We start from the raw sequence: 16869 nt of genomic DNA on the forward strand, positions 1-16869 counted from the left end.
ATATGCAACAAAAGCGCTGGTTAGATGCTTATTAATAACTACGAACGATAATCTGGGTTACTTTACCGGCTTTAACGAAGAAATCGGTGCCCACTTTGCTGCCTAGCCAGTAGTGATTGTAGACGCGACCGGCTTTAAACTTTAGGTTCTTGCCATACTTCGCTTTGAGCTGAGCCTCGGTTGAGCCGACCTTTGTTCCCTCGTCGGTCGGGTATGCGGACGCGTTGATCGCAAACATAAAGACTTTGTGCTTTGTATCGCTATAGATCTCGAGCGGGTATTCGCCGTTTTTGTTCGCCTTGCCGTAGAACTTGTAGTAGACGACCCGGCCTTCATACTCAGAATCCTTGCCTGATTTGGATGGTTTGCCTATCGCCTTCACGGCGTTCGTGTCGGTAACGCCGAGCTTGACTGCGCCAAAGCCTTTATTTACGTGGATAACGAGTTTTGTCGCCGCTTGAGCTGATACGGCGGCAGTAATGAGTAGCAGCGCCACAAGCAGGGCGAGAGAACCTCTAGAGATACGAGAGGCATTAAACAGTTTTCGTGCGCGCATGGTGCCTCCAATGCTAGTAAAAAACTTTTGTTGTTGTTACGGTTATTGTTCCCCCTATGCTTGCATGTCAAACATACAAGCTCAAGGCAACAATTCCAGCTAGTTGTAATACCTTTGAACCCTATTTTACATCAATTGTCTGCCCGTCGCTAACCGTTATAACGGAAAAGTCGCTGCCGAGTTTCGCATCAAAGAGCGAATGGTTTTCGGTGTGAACCGGCACGACGATTTCCGGCTCAATCAAGCGGATGAGTTCCATGAGCTCAGGCCCGGAAATGTGCCCGGACGAGTGCTATTAAACGCGAACGCGGATGTGCCCGGTACCGAGTGATCGACCGGATACGCCCAGTATTCCATGCCAGCGATGTTTTGCGCGTCGTCTAGAACGGTAAGCTTCATATCTCCCACCTGCCGTATGAACATAGATTACTCACCGGACGCTAAGCACTTTACTATGTGCTATTCGTCAAATGCAAGAAGGCTGCGGCCGTAGTTTTTCTCGGGTAATGTGGCACCGGCTTCTTTGAAAAAGGCCTGCCAGAACTTTTGTACGAGCATCGCTTTTGAAATGGTGTTTGCCTTGGCACCGCTCACATACACCGTCACGCCGGAGAGGTTCGGAAGAACGCCTTCGCTTTTTTCATGCTTGATTAATACGGGGATGCTCTTCTCGTTGAACGACGGATTAGTGAAATCGTAACCGGCGGCTTCCCCCGGCTGGTGGTACATATCGCTAAAGACGATGAGCACGCGCTTTTTGTCCTGGTAGGTATCGAACACCCGCTGGGCTACCTTAAAGGCGCCGAACATCTCGGTGGCCTCGCTGTTCTTCTCGAGCAGCGTTTTTACCTGGGCTAGAATTGCGTCTTTTTGCTGCTTGACCCGCTTGGGTAGATCGCGCTGCTTTGTATAGGCCTTTATCTGGTTTTCATTAGGGTCGCTTTTAAGCTGCTTGATCGTCTCATTGATGGGAAACGTCGAGTCGGATAAAGAGTTACTGTCGATGCGCTCGGCAACTATCACGTCGCCCGGGTTAAGACCATCCAGAACCTTCCGAAAATCCTTCAGGTACTGGCCGCGATCCGACGAGGTGCTGTTCGAGATGTCGAACAAGGCGAGAACGACTTTCGATTGCGTACCCGTCTGAGCTGTTGAAGAACCGCAGCCCGAAATGAGCGGTAAACAGGTTAATAAGATGGCTATAGAGATGACAATAGGCGCCGGTAATTTAACCAGTATGCTTAGATGCGTTATCAGCTTCGCGCTTAAAATATTATGGTTTTTGCCAGGTATTTTATACCGTCTCATTTAAGCGCTCTCCATATCCTCTGCGGTGTCTTGCGGAACAACCACGCGCAGGTTATCGGTGCTGATATTGCGTCCGGCAATCGATTCAAGCACGTGAATCTGGTTATCGATCTCCTGATACGCGTTCGACAGGCACGCCGGCTCAGCGATGACCGGTTCGACCGAGAAACTCGCGATATCCCGCTCGCTATCCTTGCGCCACCTGATATTTGAGCGGCGATAAATCCGTATGACCTGCTTAGCCTGCGCCCGGCGCCCGTCGGCCATCGACTTGGTGGCATTTCGGTGTTTTATGAGTTCAGTGGTTGAATCCTGGGCGTTTCTAATCAAAGTGAATAGTTCGCGCTCGAGAGAATCACGGTTCTCTAAAGTGCTTTCAAGCTCTGACGCCGCCCGTTTCGCCCCGTCCTCCCTGCACTTGAAGAGCTGCGGGTTCTTTACCTGGCAGGCATATGACGTCCAGTACGCCGCCCCGACAATGAGCAGGTTCGCCGAGAAAAACATGACCCCGGACAAAAACCCGCTGACGTGGATATTGAGCGCCTGGTCGATTGCCATTGCACTCATGACCTGCGTTCGCAAATACGAGATGCCGAGTAGAAAAACCAGCAGCACGGCCGATATCGCGATGAATTTGGGGCTGACGCGCTCCCCTTCCCGCAGTTTTGATTCCTGCCCTGCCAGGTGGGCAAGCCACGGGATTGCAAAGCATATGCCGGCCGCCATCAAGTATGTCTCAGTTCTTGAGCCCCCGAACAGGCTAAAGACAAACGAGTTTAACGGGACTTCGGTAAACGCCAGCACACCGATGATCGGCCAGACTATCCACGGTCGAAGATGCGGGTGCTCCTGGCCGCGCATCTCTTCCTGTGCCTCCCGGTTCTCCTCCTGCGCCGTTGCAAGATCAAGATTTGCCTGGTAAAGCTTCTCCTTGATCAGCCCTTCGCGGTGCGCCCTATCCGATATCGCTCTCGTAAAATGAGAGAGCCTGTCGGTTAGCTGTTTCGCCAGCGCGCACATGTATTCTTCGGCCTGGTCTTTAACGTCGATTTCAAATTGTGGAGATCCTGTCTGATCCTTGGTCGGGATGTTGAGCCGCCCGTCGGCAAAGCCCTGACGCCACGCAAAAAAGTTGCCGTTAGAATTCTGATTTGCTATCCGCTTCGGTGCTTTTTTAGGTGCTTTTCGCTTTTTCATAGCTTCCCTTACTTAGTTACCGATTTCGGACTGGTTGCAGGGATGAGTCGTAGGTACCATTAAGCTTTTCCCCGACTACTCTGCGGATTAACCGATTCGTACGAAAATTCACAACTTATTCATGAATCACAATACGGATATTTTGCCTTATTGCCGCTTTCCACCTTATTCCAAGCACTCTTTTAGCCACATCGCGGGCAGATCTCTCCGATGTCGTGCTCGACCAATAGCAATATCAGCTAAATATATTAACCGACTACCACATAAGTGAACCTGCCGCGTGCTTCTGATAAAATAAGTTACGACTAGCATGGCGAGCATTTCCAGGAATTGCCCATATCTACCGGGAGCCATATATGCCTCTTAACGTTATTATCGGTCCAGCGCGGAGCGGGAAGAAAAATGTGCTGTTTGAGCGCTTTATCGATCGGCTCGATGATACTCCTCTTCTTCTCGTGCCCAGCGAAACCGAAGCCATCTCTATTCGAAGGGAGCTCCTTCAGGCTCTTAATGCGGCTGTAGGGATAAGCATCACAACGTATGATGAATTTCTAGATCAGTTGGCAAAAAGTGCAGAAATAACCCAGCACCGAATCGACCCCATCCAGCAGGAGTTTATTGTGAGGCGAATCGTCGAAGACGCCGACCTCACTTCGCTTGCCAAATCGGCCCGATATCCGGGCTTTAGTAAGGCTCTAATCTACCTATTTAACGATTTAAAGCAGGGCATGAACACTCCTGAAAAACTCAAAGAGGCCTTTGCGAAGTGGGCCGGGAACAGCTTTAGGGCTGCTAATTATCTCAATGATATCCTTAAGCTGTACCAAAGCTACTTGGAGGAGCTTCAAAACCTCAACCTACTTGATGAGCAGCTTCTTCGCTGGGAAATTGTTGATGCGCTTGAGAACGGCGAATTTGTGGAAACCCGCCCGATTTTTCTATACGGGTTTGATGATTTCACCACCAGCCAGCGGCGAATCATAGAACTTCTAAGCCTCAACGCGAACATCACATTTGCGCTCACCTTCGAAGATACGGATGCCTTCCTTGGCCGAAAAGAGGCGGTCGAGGAGCTCGTGAACGCCGCGGACAGCGTAGCCTGGACGAGCGCGGGCTTACCCGGGGGCGATCCCAAGCCGGTATTACAACCCAACTTTCTCGTAGCCGCCGGCGAGCGGGGCGAGATTGAGCTCGTTGGCGCCAAAATCCTAGAGCTCATCAGAAAAGATGGCTTTAAACCCGAGGAGATAGCGGTGATCATGCGAGAACCGAGCAGGTATGCTCGCACCCTCATCCAGGTGTTTGAGGATTTCGCTCTCCCCTATTCGTTGAGCGAGCTGACGCCACTTGGCCAAAGCTCACTGGGACGTGCGATGCTGGCACTTTTAAGCTTCTGCTATGCATCGAAAGATATTGCCGACCTTGTCACCTATCTGCGAATTCGCTATATAAACAAGCAAAGTGAAATCGACCGGTTTGCGCGAGAAGTAAGGCTTAATAGAATTGTTGAGACGCACGAAGTGCTCGATCTCTGGGCACAGGTATCCGGTATCGGTGCGAAAGAGATCAACGATCTTATGGCAATCGGCAATTTCTCGGAGATGGTACCACTGGTACGCTCGATCGGCTCCGAGCTCCTCACCTGTATCTTGGTAAGCAATTTGGATTCGAGCAACAGGCCGGATGGCAACAACGCACCCATATTTACCTACGATGAGAAGGCCGGCCTAAAGGCGCTATCGGTTATTGAAGACACACTTAACAGTCTTGGCGGGCTTGTGTCTGTTGACCCCAAATTCAACCCGGACCTAGCCGATGTTTATAAAATCCTTTCAAGCACCGAGATGCGTGTCAACCGCGAGGCAGAGGCCGAAAAGGTGCACGTTCTAAGAGTCCATCGCTCTCGCGGACGCTCCTATAGAGCTGTCTTCTTGCTTGGCTTAAATGAGGGCTCCTTCCCGCAGTCAACGAGCGAAGATCCGTTTTTCAATCTGGAAGAGCGCAAGCAGCTCGCATCATATGATCTTGAAATAGATACCAGGGGCGGCGATATAGCCGAGGAGCGCTATTTGTTTTATATCGCTGCAACCAGGGCAACTGAGAGGTTGTTTTTGAGCTATCAAAGCGTTAACAGTAACGGCAGGGCCCTGTTAAAGTCCTCGTTCCTCAGCGACCTCCAGGAGTCGATCGATGAAGACGACCTAATAAAGCTGACCATGAGACGCTATCTATCTGATGTGGTGTTTAATGGCAACCTCGTATCCATACCGAGCGCTAAAGAAGCTATCCGTTTGGCCGCAAGTTGCCATAGTAAGCAGCCAAACCTTACAAAAACCGTCATTGAAAGCATAGGTGGCTCCCATCAGCTGGGGGGTATACTAGCCAGAGTCCCCTCCCCACCGGCACGCTTCATCTCAACCGGGGCGAGAGAACTGATTTCAAACCGCGATACCTTTAGCATCACCGAGCTTGAGTCGTTTGCGAATTGCCCCTTCAAATGGTATGTAGAGAGAATGCTTAAGCCACAGGCAATTGAAGTTGAGCTTGATGCTCTCAATAAGGGGTCGATCCTCCACTCAACGCTGGAAAAGTTCTACAGGGCTCTTCCTGAGCGCTTCGGTGTAGGCAAGCCGGTTAAAGATAAACTTGATGACATGGAGTCGTTCCTTGTAGAGATATTCGAAGAAGAGTTCGGGCATGAAGCGGCGGACACAAAGAGCGTTGATGCCAAGTTTAGCCGCCATGAGATGGCTGAAAATCTCAAGCGCTTTATCAGGGCTGAGGCCGTCAGGTCGACCGGGTTTACACCCGGCCTTTTTGAAGCGTCCTTTGGTCTACCCGCCGAGGAGTACAATAACGAGCATAAACAGGAGTGCCTTGTGCTTGAAGACGGCACTAAGATCCGGGGCAAGATCGACCGCATCGATATCGACGAGAACAACCGGGCAGTGGTTATCGATTATAAAAGTAGGGGCATCCCGAGCGCGAAAGATATAGAATCGGGAAAAAGCCTGCAAGTATCGCTCTATATCGAGGCCGTCAAGAAGCTTTGGGGCTTGCACCCGGTCGCCGGTGGTTACCTTTCCATCGCAAGAATCAACGCCGAGGGTATGTATAATAGCGATGCCATCGAAAAAACCGCCCTACCGTTAAGAGCAGCGAAAAGTGACGAGGAGTTCGAGGCAATACTCTCCAATGCCCTTGAGAAGACCGGTGAGATAGCCGGGCGCATCAGGAATGGCTCCTTCGCCCCCGCCGACGATGCGGACTGCACGTTCTGCGAGCTCACTCACATATGCCGGAAGGGTCGTGCGTAGAATGACTGAGTTTAAACCCAACCCCCAACAAGAAGAAGCGATAAATTTACGCAAAGGTAACGTCTTTGTCAGCGCCGCTGCAGGAAGCGGCAAGACCAAAGCCATGACCGAGCGCTTTGCTGCGGCCGTCATGGATGATAAAATCCCGGTCGATCAAATTCTCACTCTTACCTTTACCAACGAGGCTGCGGCCCAGCTTCAGGACAAAACGAAGAAGCGTCTCGCGGAAGTGGGCTTCATCGAGGCGGGCAGAAAGCTTCCCGATGCCTATATCAGCACCATCCACAGCTTTTGCTCACGCGTCCTTAAAGCCTATCCTTTTGCGGCAGGCATCGATCCCAACTTTACCGTGGTCGAAGACGTAGCAGCAAAAACCCTTGTAAAAGAGGCAATCGAGCAGGCTATGGACGAGTTCGCGGGTGGCGGCGAGGGGTGTGCAGGGTTCATCTACCGGATCGGCAAAGACAAACTCGCAGATGTGATTCTGTCATTGTACGGCGCATTGAGAAGCGCCGGTTTTAGCGATCCTTCACATGGTATTCCTGAGGCCGACGCCCAGCCGCAGAACCGGTCGGAAATTAATGTCGTCATTGATGAGCTTACAAACGAGGTCACAGGAGTATTGAGCACAGCAGACAGAGATGCCGGCCCGAAAACCTACATCACCAACTTCAGTGTCGCTGAGGACCTGGTCGCCTACCTCGATATTCAAGGCTACGGCCTGCTGCCCGGTTTAGGCGGCAGGTTTAAACTGAGCATGGCGGCGGGGCTCTCCAAGACGGTTTTTGGCATGGCCAAGGACCTGCTCGATACAATCGACCGTATGCTCGCTGAGGATATGGCACACCGATACTACGGTTTTTATGCCGAGCTTCTCCGCCTATTTTCGACCATATACCAGCAGAAAAAAGCGGAGATCTCCGCGCTTGATTTTGAGGATCTTCAGCTCTTGACCAAGGATCTATTCGAGCACCACCCCGAGATACAACAGAGCTACCGGCAGCGATTTAAAATGATAATGGTCGATGAGTTTCAGGATACCAACGGGCTCCAATGCAACCTCATCGATCTCATCGCTAACGATAACCTCTTTACCGTTGGTGACGAGTTTCAATCGATATATAAGTTCCGCCATGCAGATGTCTCCATCTTCAGGGGTCTTCGTGACCGCACGCAAACGAGCGCGGGTAAGTTCGTCACATTCCCGGAAAACTTCCGCAGTCGCGAAGAAGTGCTCGCCTTCGTGAATCAGGTCGGACGCAGTACGAAGTTCTTCGGCGACGCCCACCTGCACCTCAAACCGGGTAGAGCTCACGACGACTTCAAGCAACCTGAGGGTACGGCAGTTGAACTTGCGGTTGTCGATACTACGTGGGAAGAGGTTTCTTCGGCACAAGCCGAAGCCGACTTCATCGCCGATCGGATTAAGGAGATTACCGCCCAGAGCCCGTACGAGCCGAACGATATCGCCATCCTTATCCCAAAGAGAACCAAGCTAAAGGAGATCGAAGATGCCCTCAAGCTTCGCGGTATCCCCTATCACACGGTTGACGGCACCGGCTATTACGCCACCGATGAGGTCGCCGAGGTACGAGATCTCCTCGCAACACTGGTAAACCCATATGATGATATCTCGCTCATCGGCGTTCTTCGCGGACCGTGCGTTCGCTTAAGCGATGACGCACTTTACCTGATGCGGAAAGCGGCTGGAAGAATCAACGGGGACGACGCCCCGCTCTGGCACGCCGTAATCGACAAGAATGTATCGCTTGAGACGCCCGACAACGAAAAGCTTGAGCGCTTTGCCGCTATGCTCAACGAGCTTCGGCGGTTCGCCGCTTACTCCGGGCTCTCTGCGGTTATAGAGAAAGCAATCTCGGAGACAGGCTACGATCTTTGCTCGCTTATGCGGGACCATAACGGAACCTTACGCTATGCGAACATCAGAAAGCTCATGCGCCTTGCCGACGCCTACGAGGACGTACACGGCCCCAATCTGGCGGGCTTCGTCGACTATCTCGCGCTACAGAAGGGCCTCTCGAGCCGTGAGGGCGAAGCCGTCCTTGCCGACGAGAACCTCGGAGCAGTGCGCATAATGACGGTACATGCTGCTAAGGGCCTGCAATTTCCCGTGGTATTTCTCGCATTATCGAAGGGCGCACCGATGTACGGCACACCTGGTAGCAGCGAAATGGTGCTTTTCCGCACCGCGAAACCCGCTATAGCGTTCAAAGTAGCCGGCATAGATAAGCCCTTTGAAGCGCCTGGTTATCCCGAGCTAAAGGATAAGCTTAAAGCCGATACCGATGACGAAGACAAGCGGCTCTTGCACGTCGCCATAACGAGGGCCGAGGAGCGCCTGGTTATAACCGGTATCTGTAATATTGATAAGAAAGACCCTGCCAAGAGCGAGAACAATACCTATGTCGAGTGGCTAATGGCGGCCCTTGAACTCAGCCACCACACCGTTCGAGATCTAAGGGACGGTGGATCGTATGCGTGGCATGAGAGCGGTATCGATTGCCGTATAATCTGCCCTGGGGCTATCGTTGATACCGGCAAGAAGACTGTAATTCTCCTTGCAGATGGTTCGGACACCGACATGGAGCATGCTGAAGAAGCACTACCGGTGATCGATCTCACGCCGGTTAATTCGGTAAGCCGTCTTCATGTCCGTCAACTCACCTATTCCTCTCTCAAGGATTATCAAGCGTGTCCGCACGCGTTCTATCTAAAGAGAATAATCGGCACCAAAGCGGACGGCTTGATGCCGCCCGTCGAGGGCGAAGCGGTCTCTCCCCCCGCTTCCTCGTTCGGGTCCATCGTGCATGAGGTATTTGAGAACATAGATATCACCGTCCTGCTTGAAGACGGCGTGTCGGCCGTTAGCGAGAATGTGGAGATTGTTCTTGCAAATTATCCCGATCTGAGCGAAAGCGATATAAGTCGCACATTCGGCATCCTTGGAGAATTCGCCGTATCGCCCATAGCTAAGCGGCTCGCACGGGCTTCGATCATCCAAAAAGAAATATCCTTCTCCTTCCTGATCGGCGACGTAGTCATCTCGGGCCGTATCGATGCTCTGGCCGCAGAGGGTGATCGCACATTGATTGTCGACTACAAGACCGGTAACAAACACGCGAGCCTGGAGGCGCTTGAAGAAAAATATAGCCTGCAGATGGATATCTATGGCTTGGCACTGCTGAAAAGTGGCGCCGAGCGGATCGAGGTGGCCGTAGTCGAGCTTGAAAACGGAGCCCGGACAATTAGCCGTGCTTATGATCGACAAGGGGCTGCAGCATACGAGGCTCGGCTACTGGCGATGGTGGACGCCATAAATAGCATCGATCAGAGCTGGCCTTTCACGGACGATGAAAGCAAGTGCAGGTTCTGCGGGGTTGCGGGCTTCTGCCGGCGGAGTTTAGTCTCCGGGCCCCATCTATTCAAATCGTTAGCCTAGCAAACCAGTGCTTACTAGTTTTATAATCAGGCTAAGAAGTAGCTACGATTAAGGATGACTAATGACTATCGATCTCAATAAGCTCAGAGATGGCGAACAAGTAAATTGCTGCCTCCTGGTTTTTAAGAAAGAGAGAAAGCTGGACAAAAACGGTAAGCCTTATGGCGACCTCCTGATCGGGAACAAGACCGGTTCTATCCAAGCAAGGATATGGGATTTAAACGATGCGACCTACAATCTCTTCAGCGTAGAATCGGTTGTTGAAATATCGGGAATTGCAGGGTCGTTTGCAGGCCGACCGCAAATAAAGATAAACAGCATCAGCCCCGTCGATGAGGGCAAAATCGACTACGCCGAGTTCCTTCCGACAACCGGCAAAGATATGGGTGAGCTGCAAGCAGAGCTTCTCGCATTAATCGGCTCATTCCGGAATGTTCATATCGAGCAATTGATCAACCGCGTCTTCGATAGCCATCCCGTCTTCGAAAGCTTCCTAAAAGCACCGGCCGCTAAGGCTTTCCACCACGCATACCTCGGTGGCCTGCTTGAGCATACGGTTAGCGTGGCGAACCTGTGCGATTCCGTCGCCAAAAACTATCCCATCGACGTGAATCGCGACTTGCTGGTAGCCGGCGCATTGCTGCACGATATCGGCAAGATTAAAGAGTTGTCCTATCTTAAATCGATTGATTACACAACTGAAGGCCGCCTGATCGGGCATCATGTTATTGGGTACGAAATGCTGAAACAAGCGGCAAGTGGGCTTGCCGATATCCCCGATGAGGTCGTGCTTCAGCTTAGCCACCTCATCCTTAGCCACCACGGATCATACGAGCTGCAATCACCACGAAGGCCTAAAACGATCGAGGCCCTGCTTCTGCACTTTTGCGACGACGCTGATGCAAAAATCAATATGTTCTTGCAAGCAGACGAGATCGCCGATGAGGATGCCGAGTGGAGCTCTTATGTTAAGCCTCTTGAGCGCTTTATGTATCTGAAGAGGCTGAATAGTACCGAGAATGAGGCGTTGTTGCCGGAGTAGAATTGCTGTCGTCGGTACGGATTCTATGGTAACGAAATAAAAACCTATACGTATTTACAAAGCATTAATTTTACCGGGACCTGCGGTATCAGACAGTAACCAAATCGCAAGCTCCAAAATCCGTACATCGGTCAAACTGAATCCATTATCACCGCTTGAGATACGGTTTTGAATCTTGGCGATAGCAGCCTGGTTGCTATCGAGCACTAGATCGTTTCTAAAGTGATTAAATATAATACTTGAAGCCGACTCTACTTGCTGGACATTGTCTTGCGATGTCAAGCTCCACCCCAAATAGAACTGCGCAACAATGCGTTCAACAACCGGGATCAAATTCGGGCGCTTTTTATGAAGAATCTTGATAGCGATAGGCGACCCAATACCGTTGACTGTAAGCATCTCTGTGAGCAATGCTTTAAATCTTACCTCATATTCGCTTGCCGCCTCGTCAGTTAGATGCCAGCCGGCATCAACTTGCTCGAGTTTCGCATTGACTTCATGCCACTTGCTTTTTGTCCCTTCGTCCCAAAGCGCGTCACGAACATTCTTCCAATTAGGAACACCGTTCAGCAGAATGCTGACAGTCCAATCTTGCGGCGATATTTCGTTATCTTGTTTTACATCTGCAGCATCGTAAAAGTGTAAGAATTGAAGGCCTACCACTTTGTCTGCAAACTCTTTGGCAGGTATACTTACCTGGTTTTCCTTGTTACTTCTTAATATGAGCTCTCCGCTTATTCTCTCCATCAAGCATCTTCTTTCTTTTAGGCTGATATTATGCGCTTCGTTAGTTACCTATGAAAACGCCGGTTCTCAATTTAACGGTTGCCCCATCAATTTTGCCGGACGTCTCGATTAGCCAAACTTTAGCCTTGCGCTTAGGGACCTAGCTTACTCTTCTAGGTCGCGCGGGATATTATCTACTGGAATTGCAACGACGGAAGCTTCGTTAGTATCGACTAATTATACCATATGCTTGAATTTGCTTAATGCGTGGTTCGTCGAGGGTATCCATGCAATCGCTGTTAGACATTATTTGATCGAGAGTAAGATTTCGCATTTATTCTGAGGTCTTTTTATAATTTTACTACTTTGCCGTTATTTACATAGGCTAGAGGTGATGCTTTTAATTAAATAGTGCTGACGCGAATTAGCAGAAGTGTACTTGTTTGAGTACGAGACGATCGGTTAAGCCGGAATGCATATTGGTGAATTTATCGAAGACGTCTGCAAACACAAGAGACTGCGCTCAGTGCTTGGCTGTATGCACCGAGTGATTTTGAGGAATGCGTAGTGTCGATATTAGCTTAACTGTGGGTGTGCCAAATATAGGTTTCACTCCAATTCGTTGTCGATAGGGTTAGCCTGATCTATACTGAAAGCATGAACCAACGCGAAGCGGTTATCCGGACAATGGCAGAAAACGATGGTATTGCAACGCTCGGATACCTATACCAAAATGCCCTGAAGGTCAAAAAATTGCGTGGAAAACGAGAACGCCATTTGCCAGCATCCGCCGAATTGTTCAAAATGATAAATACTTTTTTAGGATTAAACCAGGTTTGTGGGCGCTGAAGTCTCATAGAGACAAGCTGCCGCCCGAGATTACGGAGAGTATGCGGCACCTGGCGTAAAAGCCTTGGAATTCAACCATAGTTATTACCAGGGGTTATTGGTTGAAATAGGAAACCTTAAGAAACTCAACACCTTTGTACCGAACCAGGATAGAAACAAGCGGTTTCTCAATAAGAGACTTTGTGAAATAACTACGCTTGACTCTATATGCCAGTTCAGCTACAACCATATTATTAATAAGGCACAGACAGTAGATGTGACCTGGTTTAACCTAAGACAAATGCCAGCAAGCTTTTTTGAGGTCGAGCACTCAACAGATATTCATAACTCGCTCTTGAAGTTTGTGGAGTTACAGGATTTCTATACAGATTTCTTCATTGTCGCAGATCAACATAGATACAGAGAATTTAAAGCAACCGGCTTTCTTTACAGATACCGGATAGCCCAGGTATGAAGCCCTACAGTTCCACCCTTTTACTCATACTATCTAAGAGCACATCAAACTCGGCTCTACTGCTAATCGGGCTCCAATATGGGCCAAGCGGTAATCTTGTCATCTCATCGTGGTACTGCCACGCTTCATCAGGACTTATAGAGCCGTTTGCCGCAAACATCGCAAGCAAACCGACAGTCCCGATATATGGAATCCCATATGTAGTAGCGGCCCTCCTGGCAACAGCATCATCCACAACCGCTACGAGATCATATCTCTTAGCTAAAACAAGCGCAGCCGCTTCACCTTTGTTTCGATCCACCTTCCCCCAGCGACGAATTAACCTGGCAAAAAGATCGAGGTTATCAAGCTCAGTAATTTCCAGCGTCTGCAACCAATCGGCTTCTCGAATTGCCATAAGGCTCTGCGCAATATCCGGATATTCGCTGATGCCAAGATCGACCTCGATTGCTACCTCTTTGGGGATATGGGATGCTGTTAGATTATCCCTTAGTAAATGCAGGCAATTAGTTCGGGCAAAGTAGTTTAGGCTTGTGGTATCAAAAACATAGCCCTTTTTAGACGTCATCCGCGCCCTCAAGGATGCTTGGTTCTTTTTGTGATATGCCTCTGTCAACAAGAAATGCATGCAGCTCAGAGGGATCTTTCTCAAGAAGCTCAGCAAGCTTGTTTAAGGAAATATCCGCTTGCTCATAAGCCTTTATGGCTCGCTTCACGAAAGCGGCCGGTAGGTGCTTGATGCTTTTGTCAGCATCCTCATATACATCAAAATAGCCAATTTCGAGGGCTAATTTTCTTGGCTTCAGAGTCACCCACTCTTCCCTCGTTCGCTTCGAAATAACGCCCAAGTTTAGGATGTGATATAAAGCTGCTTGATAGCTGACGCCAAAATGCCGTTGTAAGTGGACTACATCGTGTGGCGTCAACTGCCTCGGGGAATCATATATGCCAAGGACAGAACGCACACCAGATTCAGGCATCAAGAGGTGTGCCGCAAAAGCATTAGCTCTTTTTTCTGCAATCGTGGCCGCATCGAAGATATCATGATCTATTGTAAGCCCGTCATTATCAAACAAATGATGGGCGTATTCATGCGCTGCGGTAAATCGCTGTCTTCCTAGAGTCCGACTATTATTTATCGCAATCAACACATCTTCATTATGTTTAGCATAAATACCATCCGGGCCATCTTCACCCATCGGTCTTCTTGCAACTAAAATGCCTTGCTCTTCAAGGAAATGAAAGATGTCACTTATGGCGTCGACTCCCAGACCAAAACGATCTCGGATTTCCTGAGCTTTGCCTCTGACTTCAAGCGTATACTGCGGAGCTGCCACCTAACCTAGCTCCTTTAAAAACTCATAATTCTCGAAGAATCCGTTAACCCACTTAATCTGCTGCTTAATTGATTCCGGTTCACTTTCCGGCGCACGCAAATAAATCGCTTCTGTTTCTTGAACAGTAAGAAGGGATAACTCGGTTACACCTAACGCTGCGGCAATCTTAACCAGTTCTATGCTGTCTACTTTTCTGCTCCCAGACTCAACACGCGATATTGCCGAGCGATCAAGCTCAACTAAATCGGCAAGCTGCTGCTGATTTAAACCAGCGTTGACCCTTGCTTGCTCTATATTTTGCCCCAATGTTATCTCATTTAGCATATTTGCCACTCCTTTAGTGTATATATTACACTATCGGCACTTTATTAAACAATATTATGTGCTATTATAGCACATTTCCAGACAAACCTTTAGCGGTTACCTTATCGCGAGTGCGTCACAGATAAGCGGTATCTACCTTGAAGTATGCACGCCACTCTTATGAGCTTATTAAATGTATGGTTTTCGCTGGCATGGGGGATATGTTGTATGGCTATTTCTTGCTCGAGTCGTTCTTCTGTAGTTCTTCTTTGGCTCTGCTAATCGTTTGGCCCAGCTTGTCCTGAACGCCAGTATTAAATAAGTATGAAGAAGGGTTCTTATCCTCCCACGTGAGGTTCGCAGGACCTGGTTCCCCTGTCTTAATGACTTTTACCATAATTTACCTCCACATTCAATACTAACATATTCAAAACATCAAACTAAATAGAAGTTCCAGAAGCTATTGGTGAGCTTCTGATAATCTGTTACTACCCGAAAGGGACAGCCCGAGATATCCTTCAAGGATAGTCATACCCGAACCATCATTCTCTAAGCGCTTTACCGTAAACGTTATCGCATTTGTTAATATCCCAAATAGTAGATCGGCACATTGCTCGATGCTCCGAACTACTAAAACGCCGTTGGATACACCTGACGCCAAGTTGACCTGCAAGGCAAGCGGATGGATCGCTCGCAGCGTTCTTGCCCGTTTCTCGTAATTGTGATGCTCGGCAATAGAGAGAATTCGGCACATCTTGTCGAAAACCTCTCGATTCCGTGCCTTGAATTCATCTTCTTTTTCTTGCCATAAGAGAAAAGGCTGTGCCTTTCTGTGAATTTCCAGCTCTTCATGGAATTTATTGATCACTACGTCATAATCCAAATCAAACGCTTTTAGATCTGGTAGGCACTTTTCGTCTTCAAATATGCCTTCGGCTTGAAGTATAAGCGATCTGGTTTTGAAATAATCGAGCGGGTATTTTCTGATCTTATCTGTGTGCCTTTCAATATCGATAGAAGGAATATAAGCTATGACCGGCTTACCTTGGGCTAAAGTCGCCGCCAGTTCAGAGTCTTTACCCATTGTGTCGGTTTCTTGCGCCATATATACCGTGCAATAAGCGCGCTTTACCATCAGGCCTTCGATCAAACCTTTGTCGATTCGGTCAGCGCACAGCGACGATGTCGGATCAAAATACCTGAGATTGAGCGGTTTAAGACGTTTATCTTCAAACAGTCTCTCGATAAAACCTGCTGTCTCTTCAAATTCCCATCTTGCCCGCATAGAGGTCGCGATATAAATATCCATGTAATCCCAGGTCAAGTAGATATCTGTATTCCTTGTCGCGACTGCTGCTACTTCCTTACGTCTGGCATCTGCAGTATGATATATCTCTGCAACCTCAACCAGCCTTTCGAACTCAACGCCTGGCAGGCCTTCTTTGCTTTCAGGCCAGTTGTTGATCAGTTCATCAATTTGATCGCCCTGTCGTTTTATAACGCGAGGCGCTATATAGCCCGTATACCAGGTCTCACTGCTGTTTATTGGTGCCACCTCGACCGCTATTGGCGGGCGAATTGAGAGATCGGGTGGCACAAATGAACGGTCTTTAACGAAACTACTGATCTCGCTTTCAGTCATTCTAATAAGCTGCTTATAAGCGGATTTGAAGTTGCCAAAATAGAGCAAAGCATGAGCGCGATACCTCTTGATGCCCTCCTGCAACTCTACCAACGAAATGGTCCCGTCTGAAAAGAAGAACTCGAAAAACCCAATGCTAACCCTATCCTGGTTAAGCAGAAGCAATATCTCGTTGAACTCTGCATAGCCGAGCCCTCTACTTTTCATTCCGTTCAGTAGGCTAAAAAGCAGCTCCTTGTCATCGTCATCCTTCAGAACATTTTCAGTGCATTCTGCACACAAGCACTCTATGATCATAGTGGCAATGCTTTCAGGTTCCTCAAGCTTAAATTTCTTCAGCTCAAGATCAGCAAATTCCATTTAAGAGACTCCCAGCCTATTGTGTGGATACTAACCTTACGATGGTTATGCTGTATGATGCTTGCTTATCATAATACGACTTATTAGCCACCATCTAGCATTCACCTATAGTAGAGATAATTCCTGCAAAAGGCAGAAGCGTTTCAATGGAGATTCGTGCATATGCAGCAATGTATTTGTTAAACAGCACCTTTCTATCCAAGCACCAGCCATGAAGCGTCACTGGTTGCATTCCCGTCTCTCCACAAAACAGCTCGCCTTTATTGCCTGCAACCAAAGCCAGATCACTTCCGCCAATAATTCACACCGTACATGGGT

The 16869-nt window shown here is 49.0% G+C and carries 15 protein-coding genes; 4 read left to right on the plus strand and 11 right to left on the minus strand.

What is annotated here, in order from left to right; all coding sequences use genetic code 11:
• Window positions 1-31: 31 nt before the first annotated feature.
• From VGK02_07665 to VGK02_07685, 5 genes are all read right to left on the minus strand, one after another.
• Window positions 32-556, minus strand: a complete 525-nt coding sequence (locus VGK02_07665; protein HEY3374920.1) for a hypothetical protein — start codon at window positions 554-556, stop codon at window positions 32-34.
• A 121-nt stretch (window positions 557-677) separates the two neighbouring features.
• A complete protein-coding gene (locus VGK02_07670) occupies window positions 678-815 on the minus strand; it encodes a hypothetical protein (protein HEY3374921.1) in 138 nt (45 codons plus the stop codon).
• Window positions 797-955, minus strand: a complete 159-nt coding sequence (locus tag VGK02_07675; protein ID HEY3374922.1) for a hypothetical protein — start codon at window positions 953-955, stop codon at window positions 797-799. The genes VGK02_07670 and VGK02_07675 overlap by 19 nt, the downstream gene beginning before the upstream one ends.
• 60 nt (window positions 956-1015) lie before the next feature.
• Window positions 1016-1864, minus strand: a complete 849-nt coding sequence (locus VGK02_07680; GenBank protein HEY3374923.1) for a hypothetical protein — start codon at window positions 1862-1864, stop codon at window positions 1016-1018.
• Window positions 1865-3061 carry a hypothetical protein gene (locus tag VGK02_07685; protein HEY3374924.1) on the minus strand — a complete coding sequence of 399 codons (1197 nt, stop codon included), beginning with the start codon at window positions 3059-3061 and terminating at the stop codon, window positions 1865-1867.
• Between the two features lie 356 nt (window positions 3062-3417).
• Here VGK02_07685 and VGK02_07690 point away from each other — a divergent pair, with 356 nt between their 5' ends.
• The 3 genes from VGK02_07690 (at window position 3418) to VGK02_07700 (ending at window position 10880) form a co-directional block, all read left to right on the plus strand.
• A complete protein-coding gene (locus tag VGK02_07690) occupies window positions 3418-6378 on the plus strand; it encodes a PD-(D/E)XK nuclease family protein (protein ID HEY3374925.1) in 2961 nt (986 codons plus the stop codon).
• A 1-nt stretch (window position 6379) separates the two neighbouring features.
• The gene (locus tag VGK02_07695; GenBank protein HEY3374926.1) at window positions 6380-9838 is read left to right on the plus strand and encodes a UvrD-helicase domain-containing protein; all 3459 of its coding nucleotides are present in this window, start codon (window positions 6380-6382) and stop codon (window positions 9836-9838) included.
• A gap of 61 nt (window positions 9839-9899) precedes the next feature.
• The gene (locus VGK02_07700; GenBank protein HEY3374927.1) at window positions 9900-10880 is read left to right on the plus strand and encodes an HD domain-containing protein; all 981 of its coding nucleotides are present in this window, start codon (window positions 9900-9902) and stop codon (window positions 10878-10880) included.
• A 54-nt stretch (window positions 10881-10934) separates the two neighbouring features.
• On the opposite strand, the gene VGK02_07705 is transcribed toward VGK02_07700, so the two are convergent.
• The gene (locus tag VGK02_07705; protein HEY3374928.1) at window positions 10935-11627 is read right to left on the minus strand and encodes a DUF6308 family protein; all 693 of its coding nucleotides are present in this window, start codon (window positions 11625-11627) and stop codon (window positions 10935-10937) included.
• Between the two features lie 892 nt (window positions 11628-12519).
• On the opposite strand from VGK02_07705, the gene VGK02_07710 reads away from it, so the two are divergent.
• Window positions 12520-12909 carry a hypothetical protein gene (locus VGK02_07710; protein HEY3374929.1) on the plus strand — a complete coding sequence of 130 codons (390 nt, stop codon included), beginning with the start codon at window positions 12520-12522 and terminating at the stop codon, window positions 12907-12909.
• Between the two features lie 4 nt (window positions 12910-12913).
• Here the strand turns inward: VGK02_07710 and VGK02_07715 are convergent, their stop codons facing one another.
• The 5 genes from VGK02_07715 to VGK02_07735 form a co-directional block, all read right to left on the minus strand.
• Entirely contained in the window at window positions 12914-13477 is a 564-nt protein-coding gene (locus VGK02_07715) for a hypothetical protein (GenBank protein ID HEY3374930.1), read from the minus strand.
• Window positions 13467-14246: an ImmA/IrrE family metallo-endopeptidase gene (locus tag VGK02_07720; GenBank protein ID HEY3374931.1), complete on the minus strand. Its 780-nt coding sequence runs from the start codon at window positions 14244-14246 to the stop codon at window positions 13467-13469. The genes VGK02_07715 and VGK02_07720 overlap by 11 nt, the downstream gene beginning before the upstream one ends.
• Complete coding sequence (locus VGK02_07725) at window positions 14247-14570, minus strand: helix-turn-helix transcriptional regulator (protein HEY3374932.1); 324 nt, start codon at window positions 14568-14570, stop codon at window positions 14247-14249.
• A 211-nt stretch (window positions 14571-14781) separates the two neighbouring features.
• A complete protein-coding gene (locus VGK02_07730) occupies window positions 14782-14946 on the minus strand; it encodes a hypothetical protein (protein HEY3374933.1) in 165 nt (54 codons plus the stop codon).
• A 63-nt stretch (window positions 14947-15009) separates the two neighbouring features.
• Entirely contained in the window at window positions 15010-16551 is a 1542-nt protein-coding gene (locus VGK02_07735) for a hypothetical protein (protein ID HEY3374934.1), read from the minus strand.
• Between the last annotated feature and the right edge of the window lie 318 nt (window positions 16552-16869).

The sequence above is a fragment of the Candidatus Aquicultor sp. genome, assembly GCA_036504445.1.
In the GTDB taxonomy this organism is placed as follows: domain Bacteria; phylum Actinomycetota; class Aquicultoria; order Aquicultorales; family Aquicultoraceae; genus DASXVE01.